General features: G+C 69.6%; 16 protein-coding genes and 1 pseudogene. 8 read left to right on the plus strand and 9 right to left on the minus strand.

The genetic code is table 11. The annotated features are described in order from the left end of the window. Positions 1 to 300: 300 nt before the first annotated feature. The 5 genes from B1L07_08705 (at position 301) to B1L07_08725 (ending at position 3,696) form a co-directional block, all read left to right on the plus strand. Positions 301 to 1,725, plus strand: a complete 1,425-nt coding sequence (locus B1L07_08705) for a serine hydrolase (GenBank protein ID AUZ56527.1) — start codon at positions 301 to 303, stop codon at positions 1,723 to 1,725. 74 nt (positions 1,726 to 1,799) lie between these two features. Next, positions 1,800 to 2,165 (plus strand): hypothetical protein, encoded by a 366-nt coding sequence (locus B1L07_08710; GenBank protein ID AUZ55151.1) that lies wholly within the window; start codon positions 1,800 to 1,802, stop codon positions 2,163 to 2,165. A 19-nt stretch (positions 2,166 to 2,184) separates the two neighbouring features. Beyond that, the gene (locus B1L07_08715; GenBank protein AUZ55152.1) at positions 2,185 to 2,727 is read left to right on the plus strand and encodes a hypothetical protein; all 543 of its coding nucleotides are present in this window, start codon (positions 2,185 to 2,187) and stop codon (positions 2,725 to 2,727) included. Further along, positions 2,724 to 3,044, plus strand: coding sequence for a hypothetical protein (locus B1L07_08720; GenBank protein ID AUZ55153.1), 321 nt, complete (start codon positions 2,724 to 2,726; stop codon positions 3,042 to 3,044). Before B1L07_08715 ends, B1L07_08720 begins: the two co-directional genes overlap by 4 nt. 145 nt (positions 3,045 to 3,189) lie before the next feature. Continuing rightward, positions 3,190 to 3,696, plus strand: coding sequence for a GNAT family N-acetyltransferase (locus B1L07_08725; protein AUZ55154.1), 507 nt, complete (start codon positions 3,190 to 3,192; stop codon positions 3,694 to 3,696). Positions 3,697 to 3,816: 120 nt separating this feature from the next. On the opposite strand, the gene B1L07_08730 is transcribed toward B1L07_08725, so the two are convergent. From B1L07_08730 to B1L07_08745, 4 genes and pseudogenes are all read right to left on the minus strand, one after another. Further along, positions 3,817 to 4,518 carry a hypothetical protein gene (locus tag B1L07_08730; GenBank protein AUZ56528.1) on the minus strand — a complete coding sequence of 234 codons (702 nt, stop codon included), beginning with the start codon at positions 4,516 to 4,518 and terminating at the stop codon, positions 3,817 to 3,819. A gap of 152 nt (positions 4,519 to 4,670) precedes the next feature. Beyond that, positions 4,671 to 4,940 carry a hypothetical protein gene (locus B1L07_08735; protein ID AUZ55155.1) on the minus strand — a complete coding sequence of 90 codons (270 nt, stop codon included), beginning with the start codon at positions 4,938 to 4,940 and terminating at the stop codon, positions 4,671 to 4,673. A 569-nt stretch (positions 4,941 to 5,509) separates the two neighbouring features. Next, positions 5,510 to 6,774: pseudogene (locus B1L07_08740) on the minus strand (oxidoreductase). 506 nt (positions 6,775 to 7,280) lie between these two features. Further along, a complete protein-coding gene (locus tag B1L07_08745; GenBank protein AUZ55156.1) occupies positions 7,281 to 9,764 on the minus strand; it encodes a peptidase in 2,484 nt (827 codons plus the stop codon). A gap of 195 nt (positions 9,765 to 9,959) precedes the next feature. On the opposite strand from B1L07_08745, the gene B1L07_08750 reads away from it, so the two are divergent. Then, on the plus strand, positions 9,960 to 10,970 hold the full coding sequence (locus B1L07_08750; protein AUZ55157.1) for a hypothetical protein: 1,011 nt from the start codon (positions 9,960 to 9,962) through the stop codon (positions 10,968 to 10,970). A gap of 194 nt (positions 10,971 to 11,164) precedes the next feature. Here B1L07_08750 and B1L07_08755 read toward each other — a convergent pair whose 3' ends face one another. Then, entirely contained in the window at positions 11,165 to 11,863 is a 699-nt protein-coding gene (locus B1L07_08755) for a cell envelope biogenesis protein OmpA (GenBank protein ID AUZ55158.1), read from the minus strand. 257 nt (positions 11,864 to 12,120) lie between these two features. Continuing rightward, entirely contained in the window at positions 12,121 to 12,564 is a 444-nt protein-coding gene (locus tag B1L07_08760; GenBank protein ID AUZ55159.1) for a hypothetical protein, read from the minus strand. Positions 12,565 to 12,669: 105 nt separating this feature from the next. Here B1L07_08760 and B1L07_08765 point away from each other — a divergent pair, with 105 nt between their 5' ends. Together B1L07_08765 and B1L07_08770 are read left to right on the plus strand one after the other, a co-directional pair. After that, complete coding sequence (locus B1L07_08765; protein AUZ55160.1) at positions 12,670 to 14,352, plus strand: long-chain-fatty-acid--CoA ligase; 1,683 nt, start codon at positions 12,670 to 12,672, stop codon at positions 14,350 to 14,352. Positions 14,353 to 14,510: 158 nt separating this feature from the next. Next, the gene (locus tag B1L07_08770; GenBank protein AUZ55161.1) at positions 14,511 to 15,398 is read left to right on the plus strand and encodes an enoyl-CoA hydratase; all 888 of its coding nucleotides are present in this window, start codon (positions 14,511 to 14,513) and stop codon (positions 15,396 to 15,398) included. 24 nt (positions 15,399 to 15,422) lie between these two features. On the opposite strand, the gene B1L07_08775 is transcribed toward B1L07_08770, so the two are convergent. The 3 genes from B1L07_08775 to B1L07_08785 form a co-directional block, all read right to left on the minus strand. After that, positions 15,423 to 17,600: a hybrid sensor histidine kinase/response regulator gene (locus B1L07_08775; protein ID AUZ55162.1), complete on the minus strand. Its 2,178-nt coding sequence runs from the start codon at positions 17,598 to 17,600 to the stop codon at positions 15,423 to 15,425. Between the two features lies 1 nt (position 17,601). Next, the gene (locus B1L07_08780) at positions 17,602 to 18,705 is read right to left on the minus strand and encodes a two-component system response regulator (protein AUZ56529.1); all 1,104 of its coding nucleotides are present in this window, start codon (positions 18,703 to 18,705) and stop codon (positions 17,602 to 17,604) included. A 150-nt stretch (positions 18,706 to 18,855) separates the two neighbouring features. Continuing rightward, positions 18,856 to 20,373, minus strand: coding sequence for a lysine--tRNA ligase (locus tag B1L07_08785; GenBank protein AUZ55163.1), 1,518 nt, complete (start codon positions 20,371 to 20,373; stop codon positions 18,856 to 18,858). Between the last annotated feature and the right edge of the window lie 36 nt (positions 20,374 to 20,409).

A 20,409-nucleotide genomic window follows, 5' to 3' on the forward strand; every position in this document is an offset into this window, starting at 1 on the left:
CGCCCCGTTGGCGGGGCGCACCAGTGGCATGCCGACGGCGGCCCGGGGGCGGCGCCGGGATCGACCGCGCACCGGCCACGCCATCCGACCGGCACCCGCCCACTTTCCGCCGCATCCGCAAAGCGGCTGAATCCAAACCGCGCACTTGCTGCATCCAAGCCATGAACCCGCCCGATGGCGGCATGACAGCGAGGACGCATGCACACCCACCGCCCCCTTTCCCGTCGCGCGCGCCTGATCGGCCGGCGACTCGTCGCCGGCTGCCAAGCCGCGGCCCTGCTGGCGTTCGCTGGCCCCGCGCTGGCCGCCACCGATGCCCGCCCGACGCTGCCGGACACCGCCACGGGCCGCGTCGCCCGGCAACTGCTCCAGCAGGTGGACAGCGCCGCGCCGGCACAGCTCGAGCAATGGCTGCCGGGCATCCTGTCCGACACCATCGGCGATCAGGACAAGGCCGCGTTCGTTGCCGGGCTGGTCTCGGCCGCGCGCGACGGCGGCGGACTGGAGGTGTTCGATGTGCGCACCGATGCGCGGCATCCCGGCGTACTTGGCGTCGCCGTCAAGGCACGCCGCGACGGCAGGCCGGCATTGCTGTGGTTGACCGGGGATCCGGACAACCCGGGACGACTGTCCGAGGCGATGGCATTGCCGATGGACGATCCACGATTGTATGCCGGCTGGCCGACGCAGGGCGGCGCCACTGGGGCCGGCCTGACCCGCCTGCTGCGGGGCGCGCTCGACCGCCTCGCGCAGCACGAGGACTTTTCCGGCTGCCTGACCGTGCAGCAGGCCGGCAGCGTGGTGTTCGACGAATGCCGCGGCCTTGCAGAACGCAACTTCGGCGTGCCGGCCGATCACCGCACCCGCTTCCATATCGGCTCGATCAACAAGATGTTCACCGCCGTGGCCATCGCGCAGCTGGTGGAGGCCGGCAAGCTGTCGTGGGACGACACCCTGGCACAGCACCTGCCCGAGTATCCCGACCAGGCCAGTGCGCGCCGTATCACCCTGTGGCAATTGCTGCACCACACCGCAGGGCTCGGGGATTTCCTGGTACCGGAGTACTTCGCCGATTCGCGGCGTTTCGTCGATCCGGGTGACTACCTGGACCTGATCGCGCGGCAACCACGCGTCGCCGAACCCGGTACCCGATGGAACTACAGCAACGCCGGCTACATGCTGCTCGGCCGCATCGTCGAAAAAGCCTCTGCCGAGCCCTACGACCAGTACCTGCAGCGCAACGTCTTCGCCCCTGCGCAGATGCACGACAGTGGTTTCGACACGCTCGATGAAGTGGTGCCGCGGCTGGCGGTCGGCTATTACCGCGCCGCGTTGTTCTCCCGCACCTGGAAGGCTGCGTGGCTCAAGCTCGGCTACAAGGGCGGCCCTGCCGGCGGGGGCTACTCCACGAACGCCGACCTGCTGCGGTTCGCACAGGCGCTGCGTGCCGGCAAACTGGTCACGCCGGCGACCCTGGAACGGATGTTCGCCGACCCGGTGCCTGCCGGGCCCGGCGGCTATGCCGCCGGGTTTGGCGAACGGCTGTCGCACGGGCTGCATGTCCGCGGCCATGCCGGCGGCATCGAGGGCACCACGGCCAACCTGGCCATGGTCTGGGAAACCGGGGCAACCGTGGCACTGACCAGCAACCAGGGCGAGAGCCAGAACTGGATGCTCGCCGAACGCATCGCGGACCTGCTCGCGGCCAGCGCGCAGCCGCGCTGATCAGCCCCCCCGGATCTCCGTTCCGCCCGTTTCCGTCCTTACCCGCACCTGCCACCGCTACAAGGAGCCATACGATGGACTTTCTCCTCATTCCCCTGGTCGTGATGCTCGCGCCCGTGCTGATCGTGCTGATCGTGCTGCGCTACCGCTACCTGCAGACCCAGGCCCGGTACACCGCCCTGCTGGCGCTGGCCGACAAGGGCGTGGACCTGGGCTCGCAGTGGCTGCAGCCATCGGCGGCGGACGTCCAGCGGCGCCACGGGCTGGTCCTGGTCGGCGGCGGGCTCGGGCTGATGGCAATGTTCCTGGCCCTGCCCGGCGGGTTCGACAGCGGCCTGGCGGTCAGCCAGCTGTGGGGCATTGGCCTGCTGCCCCTGGCCACCGGCCTGGGGTACCTGGCCAGCGCCTACCTGGACCGCCGGGACGGCGTGCGTGGCTGACAATGCCGCGGCCGCGCGCGTGGACCAGGCCCTGGCCGCACGCGCCCGGCACGGCGACCGCCAGGCATTCGAGCAGCTGGTGCGACGGCACCAGGGCATGGTGCGCGCGCAGTTGCGGCGGCTGCTGCATGGCGACCATGCCCTGGCCGACGATCTGGCCCAGGACACCTTTCTCCTGGCCTGGCGCAAGCTGGCCCAGTTCCGCGGCGACGCACTGTTCTCGACATGGTTGTACCGCATCGCCTACACCTGCTTCCTGCAGGCACGCCGCCAACCCACACAGCGCGAGCGCACGGAAGCGGAAGGCCTGGCGCTGCTGCAGGCACCGGCAGACGGCGTGGACCTGCAGGTGGACCTGCAGCGCTGTATGGGCCGCCTGTCCACTGCAGAACAGGCCGTGCTGCTGCATTGCGTGCAGATGGGCCTGAGCCATGACCAGGCGGCCTATGTGCTGGCGATGCCGCTGGGCACGGTCAAAACCCACGCCCTGCGCGGCAAGGCCAAACTCAAGGCATGCCTGGCGGCGTGGCGCGCTGACGACAGCGAGGAAACACACCCATGAATGATCCACGACAACGCGACCTGGGCACGCTCCTGCGCCGCGAATTCGAAGGCCCGGTTGCGGACGACGGTTTCAGCGACCGGGTGATGCGACGGTTGCCGCCACGCCGCAGCTTCCGCTGGCCGCTATGGCTGGGGCTTTCCATGGGCGCGGGCGCCGCCGGTTGGGCACTTGCGCAGACGCCCCTGCTCCGCGTCGGCTGGCAGGAGTGGCTCGCGGGCCAGTTCTCGGCTGCCGGTATCGGCATGTGGCTCATGTCGATGGGCATCGCCTGGCTGGTGGCCGCCTGGGCACTGTCGGCAGACGCGTCACGCTGAGCGCTGGCCAGCGGGTGGACACGGAATCGCCGCCACGGCACCCTGCCGCGACGCAAAGCCCTCGCCGACGGTACCCACGCGCATGCCTGCAATGCCCTGCGCAACCGGAAAGACAGCCTGGGCGACTCATTCACCGGACCGCCCCATGAACCCGATCATCCGCGATGAAACGCCCGGCGACGTGGACGCCATCGCCCGCGTCACCGGGGCGGCGTTCGCCAACGCTGCGCATGCCAGCCACACCGAACAGTTCATCGTCGGTGCATTGCGCGAGGCCGGGCAGCTGTGCGTTTCGCTGGTGGCGCTGGAGGGCGACGACCTGGTCGGCCATGTCGCGCTGTCGCCGGTGACGTTGTCCTCGGGCGACACCGGCTGGTATGGGCTGGGTCCGATCTCGGTGCGCCCGGACCGGCAGGGCCACGGCATCGGCGCGGCGCTGATGGCCGCAGCCATCCGGCGGCTGGAAACGATGGGCGGCGCTGGCTGCGTGCTGCTGGGCGATCCACGCTACTACGCGCGCTTCGGGTTCCGGGCATGCCCACAACTGGTACTGCCGTGTGTCCCCGCGGCGTATTTCCAGGCCTTGCCGCTGGCCGGAAAAATACCGGTCGCCGAAGTGAGCTATCACCCGGCCTTCGAAGCTGTTGGCTAATGGCGCCGCGTGCACAGCGCCGGCGCGTGGAGGGTGCTCGTGGCGCGCGACCGGGGCGTCGCCAGCGCTCCAGCGCGCGGCAGTGGCGGCGTCCGCCCGTCCGCGCAAGCCTGGCGCGCCTCAGTGGCTGGCGCGTCCGGCGTCCTTGCCGCCGCCCTGCGCAGCCGTGCGGCTTTGCGCGAACGCCGGGAACGTCTTAGCCAGCGGTTCCTTGTCCGGGAGGATGTAGAACACGCCGCCGCGCTCGAACGTCTGGCGCACGACCTGCTCGTAGAACGCCGGCGAGACGTTGATGCAGCCATGGGTGATGCGGTTGTCGTCCGGTGTCGGCGAGGCCAGCCGTTCCGGGCGTCGTTCGGCGGGCACGCCGGTGGCGGTCGGATGGATCGATACCGCAGAGTCGTAATCCACCCACAACACGCGGCCGGCATCCAGCGAGGGACCGTAGCCGCCGACGAAGCGACCGGCAGGCGTGGTGCGGTCGCGGCCGGGGATCTCGCGCAGTGCCAGCCCGGCGATGCCCGGGGCGATATGGTCGCCGACCGCCGAGCCGAACAGCGCAGGCGCCGCGCCGCGCAGCCGGCCGTCACCCCCAAACACCAGGATCTGCGCCGCGGCCTTGTCCATGATCGCGAACGGATAGCCTTCGGTGTCGCGGGTGGCCACCGCCCAGCCAGCCAGCGCGATCACCGTATCGGACACTTCCTGCCCCGGCGGCAGCTCATCGACGGCGGCCGCGGCCACGCCGGCGGTGTCTTGGGCGCCGGCCGTGTCCTGGGCGCTAGCCGTGGCGACGCCGGCGCAGGCCAGGGCGAGGGCCAGCGCGCTCGCGCGGAAGGCGCGGATTGCAGCGTGTCGGTACATGCGGAAGGGGCTCTCCCTGGATACGTCGAGCGCGTGGGGAAGCGGATCCAGTGGCCGTGGCCGGCCACTGGAACCGGGTACATGGATGCACCACGCGGGGTGCGAAACGATCAACCGCGCGCAGCGCGGCGCGGGGCGGTTTCAAGCTGCTGGACGCGGCCTTCGATCTGGTCCAGGCGCTGGTTGGCGCGCTGCGCGGACTGGTTGGCCGATTCGGCACTCTGCGCCGCACCCTGCACTTTCGCGTCGAGCTGGTCGAGGCGGCTGTTGATGTTGGCGAACTCGTTCTTGTAGGTCGCGCAGGCGCCAAGGCCGAGGGTGGCGACGAGTGCGACACCCAGCATGCCTGCGCTCTTGAGATGTTGTCGGGTCATGAACATTCCACTCCTGCTTCGTCGGGGGAGCCTGGAATATAGCGGCCTTTTTGTGGATGCAATGACCACGCCTTCAGCTGATGTTGGCACACGTGGATGGGCTGTGAAGATGCGAAAACAGGCTGGATTCATGCTTTCAATCCGGCAATTCACCGTGCAATGCGCAGCATCCCGACATTCCATCACGAACCTGTCTGAGGCGATTGCGGCCGGTGAAAGAACCGGTATCCGGTATCGATCGCGCGTGCTTGTGCAGATGCCGGCAGTGCACCGGCAAGGCGGTCGTCCGCACGACACCGGCACGTGATGGCCAACGCGCACATCGCATCCCTTCCGGGTTTGTGCGCCCGGCGACACGACGTTCGATGGCGGCCGGCATCAGAGCGAACGGACGACTGCACGCAGCCGCCCTAATCGTTCGCCGGATGTCGCCCCGCCGGCCAACACCTGCGGGTTGCGGGCCGGCATGGGGCAATCGTTCCGCCATTGCATCGGCCGCCGTTCCGTCCGGAGAGCCTGCACCTGTTGCCGTCATGCCCTCCGCGCGTGCGCCCTGCCCCGCGCTGCTGACGGCATCAACGGAACTCGAACAGTTCGCGGTGCAGGCGGTCTTCCGGCACCCCGGTTTCGCGCATCAGCTGGCGTACCTGCTTCAGCAGTCCGCCCGGACCGCAGAAATGGATGCTCGGCGCCGATGCCCCGCTCTCCTGGACCAACCGGGTGAAGCGACTGCGGAACCCGGCATCGCCCGGGCCGGTGGCGATCTCGACCAGCTCGACCCCGCGCCGCGCGGCCAGGCCCTGCAGGTCCAGCACCTCGGGAAGCTCGCGTCCGGGGGTGTAGAAGTGGAAGAAGGTCACCCGCTCCAGCCCCACCGCATCGGCATCCTGCAGCCAGGAGATGAACGGCGTCACGCCGACACCGCCGGCGATCCAGATTTCCCGGCCATCGTCCGGCGCCCGCAGGAAACGCCCGAACGGCGCATACACCTCGGCCAGCAGGCCCGGCCTGGCCTCGCGCACCAGGCGCTCGGTGTAGTCGCCCAGCGCACGCACCATGAAAGCGATGCCTCCATCGGTGCGTCCGGCGCTGGCAATGGTGAAAGGGTGCGGCTCGCGCAGGCCGTCGTGCTCGAACGACAGGAAGGCGAACTGGCCGGGTTGGAACGGAATCCCCTGCCCTCCGGCCGCAGCTGCAGGTAGACCGCATTGCCGGTCGAGGACACCGCATCCAGCCGGTAGCGCGCGTGCCGCGACCACAGCGGATACAACAGCAGTTTGTAGAACGCCGCCGCCACGCCGAGCAGCGACAGCAGTGCCAGCCACACGCCGGCCGGGCTGCCCAGCACGATGGGCGACTTGAAGCTGAGCCAGTGCGCGATCACGATCAGGAACAGCGGCCCGGACAGCCTGTGCCACCAGCGCCAGCTGCGATACGGGATCTTGCGGTTCAGCGCCAGCAGCACGATCAGCATGATCGCCACGAAGCTGAGCTGGCGGACCAGGCGCGTCACTGGCCCGGGCAGCGCCAGGATCGGCGCCACCTCCCACGCCTGCACACCCGCCTTGAAGACCAGGTGTATCGAGGCGAACACCAGCGCCCACACACCCAGCCACTTGTGCGTCTCGTACACGCGGTCCAGGCCATCGAACAGCGACTCGACGATCTTCCAGCGCGCGCCGAGCACCGCGGCCAGTGCCATCAGCGAAACCGCGGTGACGCCCGAGCCCAGGCTGAGCATGGCCGTTGTCGGCCAGGTGCTGCGCGGAACCGCCAGTGCCGGCAACAGGAATCCGGCCAACACCACCGGAATGATCAGTGAACGCGAACCCAGCCGCATGCCGAACCCCGCCATCGTGAAGGGACGACACGAGTATGAACCGCCGGCCGCTCGATCGAAGTGATCCGAATCAATCAATCGCGGCGAGCAACACTGCGCCGCGCACCGCCGCTGTCGACCACGATGGGACCGCCACGGTGCGCGACCGTGCCCTCGATGCATCCGGCGATGCTGCATTCCCCGGCGGTGCGGACATCCCCCCCATGCCAGGGATTGGCACCCTGGCATGGCGCGCGACCGGCACGTTGTCTGGACGTGCTGATGAAGAAGCCGGCCTTCCCACTGCCCGTCGCCGTCACGGGGCTGCGCACCGGCATGGCGGTGGTCCCCAGTCGCGTCCGGGGCTGCCAGCCCCCCACCCTCCAGCGTGGATACGGGCGGCGGACAGCCAAGGCGACAGTAGGATCTCGAGGTACAGGCCACGCGCGTGGCTGGCGCGGATTCCGGTACGCGGGACGGGAGCCCGCATGCACGGGCTTCCCGTACGGCAGCATCCGCCTGGCAGCTTACTTGTCCGCGGCCGCCTGTGCCGGTGCGTTCTTCACGTAGCGGTCGAACCAGGCCAGCATTTCCGCCACCAGCTGCGCGTTGGATTCCAGCGCGGTGTACCAGTGCGGCTCGTGCGGCAGCATCACCAGGCGGGTGGTACCGCCATTGCCGCGGATCGCCTGGTAGAGCTTGCGCGACTGGAACGGCTCGGTGCCGGGGTTGGCGTCGTCCTCGCCGTGCACCAGCAGCAGCGGCAGCTTGATCCTGTCGGCATAGAAGTACGGCGAGGCCTTCAGGTACACATCCTGCGCCTGCCACACCGAGCGGCGCTCGTTCTGGAAGCCGAACGGGGTGAAGGTCTTGTTGTACGAGCCGCTGGTGGCCACGCCGGCCTTGAACAGGTCGGTGTGGGCGATCAGGTTGGCGGTCATCAGGCCGCCGTGGCTGTGCCCGGTGACGCCGATGCGGTTGCGGTCCACCACGCCCAGCTCGACGGCCTTGTCCACCGCGGCCCTGGCGTCGGCGGTGAGCTGCTCCAGGTAGGTGTCGTAGGCCGTCTTCGGGTCACCGACGATGGGGAACGAGGCATTGTCGATGATCGCGTAGCCGGCCAGCAGCATCAGCCGGTAGGGCGCCAGGCGGGTGAAGGTCTGCTGCGAGCCGGACACCTGCCCGGCCTGCGCGCTGCTGGCGAAATCGGCTGGATAGGCATACAGGATGGCCGGCAGGCGCTGCCCTTCCTTGTAGCCCGGCGGGGTGTACAGGGTGAAGGACAGGTCGACGCCGTCGGCGCGCTTGTAGGTGACCAGCCGCTTCTGGATCTGCCGCACTTCCGGGGTGGGGTCGGCGACCCGGGTCAGCCGGCGGCCTTCGGCGGCGTACTGGGCCTCGCCGTCGCGGGCCGTGGCAGCGCGCGCCCCCAGCTCGCGCAGCCAGGCATTGGGCGGATCGATCACCGACTGGTGCCAGGTGAGGTAGCGGCCCGGTTCGGCGGTGAAGCCGAGGAACTGGTCGTAGGCATCGGCCGCACTGCGGAACAGGCGTTCGCTCTTGAGCGTGGCCAGGTCCAGGCGGTCGAGGAACGGGCGGTCGCCCTGCGGCGAACTGCCCTGCCCGCGCAGGAATACCTTGCCGTCCTCCTCGCGCACCACCACCGCGCCGTTGCCCAGGCGCTGGTAGACGAAGGTGCCGGGGTCGGCATACAGCTCATCGCTGGACAGGTCCCACAGCAGCCGCGCGGCCTGCTTGGGGTCGTCGATGTCGACGATGCGGGTCTGCCGCCAGTGGCGGTTCTCGTCGTACTCGCTGAGGAAACTGCGCTGCGGCTGCGCGGTCCAGTCGAAGCCGGCATAGCGCTGCGTGGTGCGGGCGATCTCGCGCGGCGCGGCGGTGAACGGTGCCGACTGCAGCATCAGCCGGTCGCGCTGCGGCACGCTGACATTCCAGTCGCCCTTGTCCAGCGCCTCGGCCCATACCAGGGTGGCCGGGTCGGTCGCGCGCCAGTCGAAATCACGCGGCCCCTCCGGCACGCCGTGCACCGGCACGCGCTCGGCCAACGGCAGCGAGGCGATGCGGGTGCGCTTGCCGGTGGTCACGTCCAGCACGTCCACGTCGTAGCCGAAGCGCTGGTAGGTGACCGCGTGCGAGAACGGCGGCTTGAGGGTCTGGGTGAGCACATGCACGCCGTCGGGCGCGCCGTTGACGCCGTTGTACAGCTGCGGCGCGCCCACCGCGCGGACCTCGCCGGAGCCGGCCTCGACCACCGCCAGCTGCGACAGGCCGTAGTAGGCGAACAGGCGTTCGTCATGGGCGCTGGCCAGGGTGTCGCGGGTTTCGTAGGTGCTGCTCTCGCCCTTGGCACCGAGCGATTCCTGTACGTCCGGGCCGTACACGTCGTCACCGGCGGGCGCCGGCCCCTGCTCGGCCGGCACCAGCTTGACCAGCAGGCGGCTGCCGCCGTCCAGCCACTGCACGGTACTGCCGAACATGGGGTTCAGGCGCACGCCGGGCACCTGCCGGACCTGGCCGCTGGCGGCATCGCCCACCCACAGCTGCACCGCGTCGGCGACCACGTTCTGGAAGGCGAAGCGGCGGCCATCCGGCGACCACAGCGCCCCGCCGGCACAGGCGTCGCCCGGCAGCGGCACGCGGGTGTGTTCGCCGCTGGCGATATCGACCAGGGTGAAGTCGGCCACGCAGGCGGGGATGCCGTAGCCGCCCGGGGTATCGTGGCGGCTGCGGTTGCCGGGCTCCAGGCGCAGCCCGGCCAGCTTCAGGTACGGCCGGGCGACGCGGCTGATCGACGGATAGGTCTGGCTGGTGGTCAGCAGCAGGCGCCTGCCGGTAGGGTCGACGCTGGGCATCGGCGGTGGCGGCGCCGTCAATACCTTCAACAGTTCGGCCGGCGGCTTGGCGTATTCGGCATGCGCAGGCATGCTGGGCAACACGGCGGCAGCGGCCGCGGCCAGTGCCGCGGACCAGGCGGTGAAACGGATGCTCATGGTGTCCCTCATGCGCTGGAATGGTGCCGGCCGGATGCTGGCGGCAACCGAATCTAGCACCGCCGGGGGAGCGGCCGGATGGGCCGGAAGCAAGGGGTGGGCGCCCCCCCCCCCCCGCTGCTGCCGCGGCGGGCGGCCGAAGATGCGTACTGGGTGAGAGAACGACAGCGCCATACTTGCTATGTTGCCAAGGCCATGAAACCCGCCGCCGGATCGCCGACGCCCTCTTCGCTGCCGCGTGAGCTGCGCAGTGCCCCGCTGCGCACCATTGCCCCGGTCGCCGCCCTGGCGCTGCTGGCGTTCGCCGGCTGGCTGGCGTGGCAGCGGCTGCCGCTGCAGGCACTTGCGGCACTGGCCTGCGCGGTGCCGGCGGTGGTCGCCACCTGGCTGGTGCACAAGCGCGCGGCGCAGCTGTCCAGCGCCGGCCTGCTGCTGTGCCTGGTGAACGTGGCCGGCTGCCTGCTGGCCGCCGGCGAACTGGGCCACCGCGCCCTGCCGTGGTCGCTGCTGACGCTGATGGCCAACTTCTTCCTGGTGCACAACCGCATCGCCACGCCGGCGAACCTGCTGCTGGTGGCCGGGCTGCTGCTGATCCCCGGCGTGCTGCGCAGACCGGCGCTGGACCTGCAGGCGCTGGTGGTGATGGCGCTCATCCTGGGGTTCGGTTTCCGCTTCTCGCGGCGACTGCAGGGCGACCGCACGCGACTGGAACAGCTGGCGTCGCTGGACGAGCTGACCGGGCTGCCGAACCGCCGCGCGCTGGAAAAGACCCTGGTGCAGCAAATCGGCAGCGCCCGCAACGGGCGTTTCCGGCATGCGCTGGTGATCCTGGACATCGACCATTTCAAGGACGTCAACGACCACTACGGGCACACCGCCGGCGACAACGTGCTGGTCGAGCTGGCGGCGATCCTGCGGCTGGAGCTGCGCGAGCAGGACAAGGTGTTCCGCTTCGGCGGCGAGGAGTTCGTGATCCTGGCCGAGGCCGGCAGCCGCGAGTCGCTGGCCAGCTTCACCGAGCGGGTGCGCGAATCCGTGCAGCAGTTGCTGCACGGCCCGGGCGGCGGCATCACCATCTCGCTCGGTGCGGCCATGTATGCCGGCGAGCAGTACTGGCAGGACTGGTTCTCGCGCGCCGACGCGGCGCTGTACCTGGCCAAGGGCAACGGCCGCAACAGCGTGGTGATCGCCGACGACCCGGGCTGAGGCCGGCGGCGCACTGGTCACGACCACAGTGGAATGACCCGGCTCCCGACGTGGCGCTCTCGCGCACGGCCTGCGACGGTGGTGTTGACCGCAGGATGATTCCCGGCGACGGCCGGAAGTGGAACCGGCGGCGCAAACCGCGAAAAGCGGAAGCACCGCATGCGCGGCGCTTCCGGGGGGGTACTACGCGCCGGTCACGAGCGCAGTGGAATGACGCGGATCTCGACGCGGCGGTTCTGCGCGCGGCCGGCATCGGTGTCGTTGCTGGCGATCGGGTAGTTCTTGCCGGCGCCCAGGGTCTCGATGCGCTCGCGCTGCACGCCCTGCGCGGCGAGGTAGGCGGCCACGGCGTCGGCGCGTTCCTTGGAGATGCGGTTGTTGACCGCGTCGCTGCCGATGCTGTCGGTGTGGCCGACCACTTCGATCATGGTCTGGTTGTATTCGGCCAGGGTCGCCGCGACACCGTTGAGGGCGCCGTAGAACTGCGGCTTGAGCGTGGTCTTGTTGAAATCGAAGGTGATGCCGTCGGGCAGGTTCAGGGTGATGTTGTCGCCCTGCCGCTGCACGTCGATGCCGGTGTTGGCGGTGCGCTCGCGCAGGGCGCGCTCCTGGCGGTCCTGGTAGTTGCCGATGGCGGCACCGGACAGCGCGCCGATGCCGGCGCCGACCATGGCGCGCTGGCGGCGCTCGGTGGCGTTGTCGCCGCTGAGCAGGCCCGCGGCCACGCCGATGGCGGTACCGATCAGCGCGCCCTTGCCGGTGCGGTTCTGCTGCTGGGTGGGGTTGCCGTACGGATCACTCTGCACATAGGAGCCGCCGGTGGCGCAGGCCGACAGCACGGCGGCGGTCACCAGGCCGATGGAAAGGTTGCGGATAACGGTGCGGGTGGTCATCGGGGAATCTCCGTCTGGTGCCGGCCGTGCCGGCGTGGATTGCGCGGGCAGCATAAACAGCCAGGCGCGAGTGGCGGATGACGAAACCACCCGGCCACCGGGCTCCATTCAGGTACCTGTCCAGGATTGCAATCGTGGCGACCGGCGCCTTCCCCCGCGTCCATGCACGGGCGTCGCCGGCAGGCGCCGGGCATGCGGGTGCCCCCGCGAGTGCTCCGGCGGCGGACGACGCGGCCGAGCGGCGACGCCCGCCGATGCTAGTCCACCGCCGGCGACCAGCTGGCGCCGTAGAGCTGCCACTGCCCGTCGACCTGCCGCCAGTGGCTGGTGACCTGCTGCAGCTGCCCGCGCTCGGGCAGGAAGCGGCCGTCGCCCCCGGTGAGCAGCACGCTGAAGCGGACGGTCGCGGTAGCCCCCTGCCCCATCTCGACCCGCAGCGGGCCGGTGCGTGCGCCGACCCGGGCGTTGAGCAGCAGTTGCGCGCGCAGCAACCGGTCCAGGCCAGCGCGGTCCAGGGTGTCATTGCCGATGAAGTCGGTGGCGACACCCGCCATGAAATCGCGCGGTTCGCCCTGTTCCACCGCGGCCTGCATCCGCGCCACGGTGTCGCGCAGACGCTGCTCCGGCGCCTGCCGCGTGCAGGCGCACAGCAGCAGCACGATCAGCGCAATACGCACGCAGTTGAAGACCGTTCGGATCATCGCTCCCTTCGCCTTTTCCATTCTGGACGGTATGCTGCGGCAACGGCCACCGTCGGCGCATGGCCGCCATACCAACTAGACCACAACCATTTCCTGGAGGGGAAGATGAATCAGGAACGTCCCTGGCTGCAGAGTTATCCCGCCGGCGTGCCGGCCGAGATCGACGTCGATGAATTCCGCTCCGTGGCCGCGGTGTTCGATGCCTCCGTAGCCAAGTTCCGTGACCGTCCCGCCTACTCCAACTTCGGCAAGGTGCTGACCTACGGGCAGGCCGATGCCCTGGTGACCCAGTTTGCCGCTTACCTGCTGGGCGAGCTGCAGCTGAAGAAGGGCGACCGCGTGGCGGTGATGATGCCCAACTGCCTGCAGTACCCGATCGCCACCTTCGGCATCCTGCGCGCGGGCCTGACGGTGGTGAACGTCAACCCGCTGTACACCCCGCGCGAGCTGAAGCACCAGCTGGTCGATTCCGGCGCCTCGGCGCTGGTGGTGGTGGACAATTTCGGCGACACGGTGCAGCAGGTGATCGCCGACACGCCGGTCAGGCAGGTGATCACCACCGGGCTGGGCGACATGCTCGGCTTCCCCAAGGGCGCGATCGTCAATTTCGTGCTCAAGTACGTCAAGAAGATGGTGCCCGACTACCGCATCAAGGGCACGATCCGCTTCCGCGAGGCGCTGCGCCTGGGTGCGCGCCACCCCATGCCGCCGGTGGAGATCAGCCACGACGACATCGCCTTCCTGCAGTACACCGGCGGCACCACCGGGGTGGCCAAGGGCGCCATGCTGACCCACCGCAACCTGGTGGCGAACATGCAGCAGGCGTCGGCATGGATCTCCGCCTCGGGGGTCAAGCCCGGCGAGGAGGTGATCATCACCGCGCTGCCGCTGTACCACATCTTCGCGCTGACGGCCAACGGCCTGGTCTTCATGAAGCTGGGCGGCCTGAACCACCTGATCACCAACCCGCGCGACATGAAGGGCTTCGTCAAGGAGCTGCGCAACAACCGCTTCACCGCCATCACCGGCGTCAACACGCTGTTCAACGGCCTGCTCAACACGCCCGGCTTCGAGGATGTGGACTTCTCCTCGCTCAAGGTCACCCTGGGCGGCGGCATGGCGGTGCAGCGGGCGGTGGCCGAACGCTGGAAGAAGATCACCGGCACCACCCTGGTGGAGGCCTACGGCCTGACCGAGACCTCGCCGGCGGCCTGCATCAACCCGCTGGACCTGGCCGAGTACAACGGCGCCATCGGCCTGCCGATTCCGTCCACCGACGCCTGCGTGAAGGACGATGACGGCAACATGCTCGCGGTCGGCGAGGTCGGCGAGCTGTGCATCCGCGGCCCGCAGGTGATGAAGGGCTACTGGCACCGCCCTGACGAGACCGCCAAGGCGATGGACGCCGGCGGCTGGCTGCATACCGGCGACATGGCGCGCATGGACGAGAAGGGCTTCTTCTACATCGTCGACCGCAAGAAGGACATGATCCTGGTGTCCGGCTTCAACGTGTACCCGAACGAGGTCGAGGACGTCATCGCGATGATGCCCGGCGTGCTGGAAGTGGCCGCGGTCGGCGTGCCGAACGAGAAATCCGGCGAGGTGGTCAAGGTGGTCATCGTCAAGAAGGACCCGAACCTGACCGAGGAGCAGGTCAAGGAGTTCGCCCGCGCCAACCTGACCGGCTACAAGCACCCGCGCATCGTCGAGTTCCGCAAGGAGCTGCCCAAGACCAACGTCGGCAAGATCCTGCGCCGCGAACTGCGCGACGCCCCGCCGGCCGGCTGAAGCCCGCCTGTCCAGCCGTGCCCCTGAAGGCCCCGCCGGCCCCCGGCGGGGCCTTTGCGCATGCGCCGGACCATGGCGCGTGTAGGATCGCGGAGTGCCAGCGTCCGGCCCGCCGCCCACGCTTCCGATTCTGCGGGCCTCCTGCAAGGACCCAGCCCATGAACGCGATCGAACTGTTGCCCGTCGGCACCCCCGCCACCGACTACGCCACCCCCTACTCCACCATCCGTGTGCACGACGACGCGGTCGGCGACGTGCATTGGCTGCACATGCACGCCGACGCCGGCCCCGGCGTGCGCCCCTGCTTCCGCAAGCCGCTGATGACCGAGATGCACGCCTACCTGGACGGCATCACTGGCGACCCGCAGGCCCGTCCCGGGCGCCTGCGCCACCTGGTGCTGGCGTCGGCGGCCGACGCCTTCAACCTCGGCGGCGACCTGGACGTGTTCTCCGCGCTGATCCGCGCGTGCGACGGCGACGGCCTGCTGCGCTACGCGCGCAGCTGCGTCGACGGCGTGTACCGTTTCCATGCCGGACTGGACGGCAGCTTCCGCACCATCGCCCTGCTGCAGGGCGATGCGCTCGGCGGCGGCCTGGAGATGGCCCTGTCCTGCCACACCATCGTCGCCGAGGAAGGCGTCGGCATGGGCCTGCCCGAAGTGCTGTTCGGCCTGTTCCCGGGCATGGGCGCCTACAACTTCCTGAGCCGGCGAGTGTCGCCGCAGCTGGCCGAGCGCATCATCCTCGAGGGCCGTGTGTACAGCGCCGAGGAAATGCATGCCATGGGCGTGGTCGACATCCTGGTGCCGCGCGGCCACGGCGAACAGGCGGTCAACGACCTGATCCGGCAGCAGCAGCGCATCCCGCAGTCGTACCTGGCGATGAACGCGGTACGCGGCATTTCCAACCGGGTCGACTACCAGGAACTGATGGACATCACCCGGGTCTGGGTGGATGCGGCGCTGGCGCTGGACGAGAAGTCGCTGCGCACCATGGACCGGCTGGTCAAGGCGCAGACCCGCCGCAGCGGCCAGGTGCGGGGTTGAACCGCACCGGGACGGCGATGGAACTCAGCCGGTCACGTCGTCGTGCGATTGCGCGCGCCCCTGGGCGCGCGCGTCCAGCGCCTGGCGTCCCTCCTGCAGCGCGGCACCGATGCGCGCGTGCAGCGGCTTCCATTCGCCCTTGAGTTGCCAGTCGGCCATGCGCATCAACTCTCCCCCCTGCCGGGCGACTTTCAGCAACCCCAGGTTGGCGGCCACGCCCTTGATCGCATGGGCGTGTTCGCGCAGCCGCGTCCAGTCCTCGCCCTGCGCATCGCCGGGCAAGGCGCCGATGCCGCTCTCCAGGTCCTCCAGGCACTGGCGCACGAACTCGCGCTCGAAGCCCTTGCCCATGCCCAGCGCGGTCAGCTCGTCGAGCACGCCGGTATCGAGCACCGCGTCGCCGTCGGCGAAGGTGGGAATCACCGCGGCCATGTCGCGGCTGCCGGCCGCCGCGCCGCTGGCGATGTCGGCCATGGTCTCCAGCAGCCGGGCCGCCACCACCGGCTTGGCCATGAACGCATGCGCCCCGGCCTGGTTGCAGCGCTGGATGGCCTCGGGCGTGACATCGGCACTGAGGATCACCACCGGCGTGCGCGGTCCGCCACCGGCCTGCATCACCCGCAGCTCCCGGAGCAGGTCCAGCCCGCTCATGCCGGGCATGTGCAGGTCGGTGATGGCCACGTCGAACTCGCGCGCGGCCATGGCATCGAGCGCCTCCTCGGCGCCGTGCACGCAGGTGACGCGGTGGCCGGCCTTCTGCAGCAGCCGCTGCAGCACCATGCGGTTGGCCTCGTGGTCGTCGGCCACCAGGATGTCCAGGCTGCGCACGCGCGCGCGGTGGCGGCGGAACGGGTCGGTGAAGGCGATGACGTTGCCGGGGTCCTCGGCGGCCGCGGCCTCGCTGCCCGGCACCGCCCCGCCCTCGGCCACGGGCGTGGCCAGTGCCCGGCCCAGCGGCAGCTCCACCCAGAAGCAGCTGCCGGCCGGCAGGTTCTCGCGGTAGCCGATCTCGCCGCCCATGGCCTGGGCCAGGCCCTTGGCGATGGCCGTGCCCAGTCCGGTGCCCTCGTGGCGCCGGGCCATGGACACGTCGGCCTGCTCGAAAGCGTCGAACAGCCGCGGCCGCAGCGCAGCCGGCACGCCGATGCCGGTATCCAGGATCTCGAAGCGCAGCCGCAGCGGCACGTCCTGCCCCGACTGGCTGACCGACACCCGGATTTCCACCTGGCCATGGTCGGTGAACTTGACCGCGTTGCCGGCCAGGTTGAGCAGGATCTGGCGCAGGTGGCCCACATCGCCATGCAGCCCGTCGGGCACCCCGGACTCGACGAACACGCGGTAGTCCAGGCGCTTGGCGCGCGCCTGCGGGGCCAGGATCAGGCCGATCGAGTGCACCAGCTCGGCCAGCGAGAAATCGCGGGCGTTGATGCGCAGCTTGCCGGCCTCGATCGCGGAAATGTCCAGCACTTCCTCCACCAGCGCCAGCAGGGTCCGCGCCGAGGCCTGGATCGTGCCCAGGCACTCGCGCTGCTCTTCGTCCAGGCGGGTGGTGGCGAGCAGTTCGGTCATGCCGGACAGACCGTTGAGCGGGGTCCGGAATTCGTGGCTCATGTTGGCCAGGAAGCGGCTCTTGGCGTCGCTGGCGCGGCGCGCCTCGGCCATCGCCCGGGTCAACTGCCGCAACAGGCTGGAGAAATACAGCGGGATCGCCGCCAGCCCGACCAGCAGGCCGATACCCAGCGCCAGGTTGCGCTGCCAGTAGTCGCTCAGCGCCAGGGTGATGCCGAAGCTGGTGGTGGCCATGACCACGGCCAGCATCAGGTAGCGGTTGCCGAAGCGCATGCCGTTGCCGACGGTGACCCACATCACCACCACGTAGATGCAGGCCATCGGCTCGCCGATGGTGCTCATCGCCGCGGACATCAGCGCGTAGTCGTCGACCATGCCCAGGATCCGACGCAGGTCCGAGCGTCCCGGCTTCCACAGCAGCCAGCCCATCAGCACCAGCGACAGGCCCTGGGCGATCAGGATCAGGGTGATCACCAGCTGCAGCTGCCCCGGCGGCAGGCTCCAGCGCTTGGCCGACAACAGCACGTAACACAGGATCAGCGCGATCATCACGATGCGCACCAGCGCCTGCGCGTGCTCGCTGTCCCCGCGTTGCCGCAGGCGCTGGCGCAGCCAGGCGAACGCGCTCGTCATGTCAGGCTTCCGGTCTCGGGAACGCCGCCGAGTAGCGGGCGCAGACCTGCTCCAGCCGCTCGCGCGCCTGCAGCAGCGCATCCACGCAGCGCGGGCAGAACAGGCGCCCGCGCTGGGCGTAGAGGTAGGCCAGCGCGGCGTCCATCGACCAGGCCTCCTTGTACGGCCGCGGCGACAGCAGCGCGTCGAACACGTCGGCCACCGCGACGATGCGCGCTTCCAGCGGGATGTCCTCGCCCACCAGGCCGTCGGGGTAGCCGCTGCCGTCGTAGCGCTCGTGGTGGCGCAGGGCGATGGTCGCGCCCATCTGGATGAAGCGGTTGTTGCTGCCGCTGAGCAGCTCGTGGCCGATACGCGGGTGGCGGCGCATGACCGCCAGCTCGTCCTCGTCCAGCTTGCCCGACTTGAGCAGGATCGAATCGGGTATGGCGATCTTGCCCATGTCGTGCAGCGGCGCGGCCATCTCGATGGTGCGCACGTCCTCGCTGGGCAGCCCCAGTTCGTCGGCGATCAGCCCGGCGACATGCGCCATGCGCTCGAGGAAGGCACTGGTGCCGGCGTCGCGGTACTCGATGGCGCGCGCCAGCCGCGACAGGGTCTCGCGCTCGCGCTCCTCGACCTCGTGCATGCTGGCCAGCAGCCGCTGTTCCAGCGACAGTGCCCGCTGGCGCACGCTCTGGCTGTGGCGCCGCAGCTGCAGCAGGTTGTTGCAGCGCGCGCGCAGTTCGCGCGGGCGGATCGGCTTGACCAGGAAATCGATGACCCCGGCCTCGAGCGCGCTCTGCCGCAGCGGCTCGTCGCCGACCACGGTGATCAGCACGATCGGGACGTCGCGGTTGCCGGGCATGCGCCGGAAGCGCTGGGCGAACTCCAGCCCGTCCATGTTGGGCATGCGGTAGTCGAGCAGCAGCAGGTCGGTATCGTGCGACTGGCACCAGACCAGCGCCTCCAGCGGATCGGCGAAGTCGTACACGCCCAGTTCCGGCGAGATGTCTTCCAGCACATGCCGCACCATGCTGCGGGCCGATGTCTGGTCGTCGACGATGACGATTTCCAAGCGCATGTGACTGTCTGTCCGATGAAACCGCTGTTGCCGGGAAGTCAGGCTCCCGGCACGCCGCGCCTCCTCACCGGCCCCTGCGGGCACGGTCCGGCGGACATCGCATCATCAACTGCATGCGCCGGCCCTGCAATACGCCCGTGCCCGGGCGGGCCCGCAAGCCGGTGCGCGGCGCCCGGCGGAGCGGGCGCGCGCTCAGTTCTCCGGGCGCATGTACGGGAACAGCAGCACGTCGCGGATCGAGGCGCGGCCGGTCAGCATCATCACCAGGCGGTCGATGCCGATGCCCAAGCCGCCGGTCGGGGCCATGCCGTATTCCAGGGCGCGGATGTAGTCCGAATCGTAGTGCATGGCCTCGTCGTCACCGCCCTGCTTGGCCTCCACCTGCGCCTGGAAGCGCGCGGCCTGGTCCTCCGGGTCGTTCAGCTCGGAGAAGCCGTTGGCGATCTCCTTGCCGTTGATGAACAGCTCGAAGCGGTCGGTGTAGCCCGGCTCGGTGTCGCTGGCGCGGGCCAGCGGCGACACCTCCACCGGGTGGTCGGTGATGAAGGTCGGCTGCACCAGGGTGTGCTCCACCGTGGCTTCGAAGATTTCCAGCAGCAGCTTGCCCCAGCCCCAGGACGGCTTGACCTTGATCTTCAGCCGCTCGCAATGGCGCAGCAGGGCGTCGCGGTCGGTGCAGTCGGCGACGCTGATTTCCGGGTTGTGGTGGCGGACCGCCTCGTCCATGCGCCAGCGGCGGAAGGCCGGGGCCAGGTCGATGCTGGCGCCGTCCCACTCCACCGTGGTGGTGCCCAGCACCTGCCGGGCCACGTCGCGGATCACGCCCTCGGTCAGGTCCATCACTTCGTTGTACGTGGCGTAGGCCTCGTACAGCTCCATCATGGTGAATTCCGGGTTGTGGCGGGTGCTCACGCCCTCGTTGCGGAAATTGCGGTTGATCTCGTAGACCCGCTCCAGACCGCCGACCACCAGGCGCTTGAGGTACAGCTCCGGGGCCACGCGCAGGTACAGGTCCAGGTCCAGCGCGTTGTGGTGGGTGGTGAACGGCTTGGCGGTGGCGCCGCCGGGGATGTAATGCATCATCGGCGTCTCGACTTCGAGGAAGTCGCGCGCGTCCAGCCAGGCGCGCATGGCGCGGATGATCTTGGAGCGCTTGACGAACACCTCGCGCGACTCCGGGGTCACGATCAGGTCCACGTAGCGCTGGCGGTAGCGCTGCTCGACGTCGGCCAGGCCATGCCACTTGTCCGGCAGCGGGCGCAGCGACTTGGTCAGCAGCCGCAGCGCGGTGGCCTTGACCGACAGCTCGCCGGTCTTGGTGCGGGTCAGGCCGCCTTCCACGGCGATGATGTCGCCCACGTCCCAGCCCTTGAACGCGGCATAGGCCTCGTCCAGCGCGGTCGCCTGCAGGAACAGCTGGATGCGGCCGGACTCGTCCTGGATCTGGGCGAAGCTGGCCTTGCCCATGATCCGCTTGGCCATCAGCCGGCCGGCCATCTTCACGGTGCGGCCGGAGGCTTCCAGCGCCTCGGCGGTCCAGGTACCGGCGTCGGCGAACTCGGCCTGCAGCGCGCCGGCGAAGTGTTCGCGGCGGAAGTCGTTCGGGTAGGCGATCCCCTGCCCGCGCAACGCCGTGAGTTTCGCGCGGCGCTCGGCGATGAGGCTGTTCTCGTCGACGGGGGTCTGCGGCGCGGGGGTCTGGTCGTTCATGGCGTTGGCTTGGTGGTGGCGGGGGAGGAAACAGGC

The organism is Stenotrophomonas acidaminiphila, assembly GCA_002951995.1.
Classification (GTDB): Bacteria; Pseudomonadota; Gammaproteobacteria; order Xanthomonadales; family Xanthomonadaceae; genus Stenotrophomonas; species Stenotrophomonas acidaminiphila_A.

Coding starts and splice junctions, on each gene's coding strand:
- B1L07_08765 (AUZ55160.1), top strand. CDS start 12,670: ATGAATCAGGAACGTCCCTGGCTGCAGAGTTATCCCGCCGGCGTGCCG.
- B1L07_08750 (AUZ55157.1), top strand. CDS start 9,960: ATGAAACCCGCCGCCGGATCGCCGACGCCCTCTTCGCTGCCGCGTGAG.
- B1L07_08775 (AUZ55162.1), bottom strand. CDS start 17,600: ATGACGAGCGCGTTCGCCTGGCTGCGCCAGCGCCTGCGGCAACGCGGG.
- B1L07_08720 (AUZ55153.1), top strand. CDS start 2,724: ATGAATGATCCACGACAACGCGACCTGGGCACGCTCCTGCGCCGCGAA.
- B1L07_08755 (AUZ55158.1), bottom strand. CDS start 11,863: ATGACCACCCGCACCGTTATCCGCAACCTTTCCATCGGCCTGGTGACC.
- B1L07_08785 (AUZ55163.1), bottom strand. CDS start 20,373: ATGAACGACCAGACCCCCGCGCCGCAGACCCCCGTCGACGAGAACAGC.
- B1L07_08760 (AUZ55159.1), bottom strand. CDS start 12,564: ATGATCCGAACGGTCTTCAACTGCGTGCGTATTGCGCTGATCGTGCTG.
- B1L07_08770 (AUZ55161.1), top strand. CDS start 14,511: ATGAACGCGATCGAACTGTTGCCCGTCGGCACCCCCGCCACCGACTAC.
- B1L07_08725 (AUZ55154.1), top strand. CDS start 3,190: ATGAACCCGATCATCCGCGATGAAACGCCCGGCGACGTGGACGCCATC.
- B1L07_08735 (AUZ55155.1), bottom strand. CDS start 4,940: ATGTTCATGACCCGACAACATCTCAAGAGCGCAGGCATGCTGGGTGTC.
- B1L07_08745 (AUZ55156.1), bottom strand. CDS start 9,764: ATGAGCATCCGTTTCACCGCCTGGTCCGCGGCACTGGCCGCGGCCGCT.
- B1L07_08710 (AUZ55151.1), top strand. CDS start 1,800: ATGGACTTTCTCCTCATTCCCCTGGTCGTGATGCTCGCGCCCGTGCTG.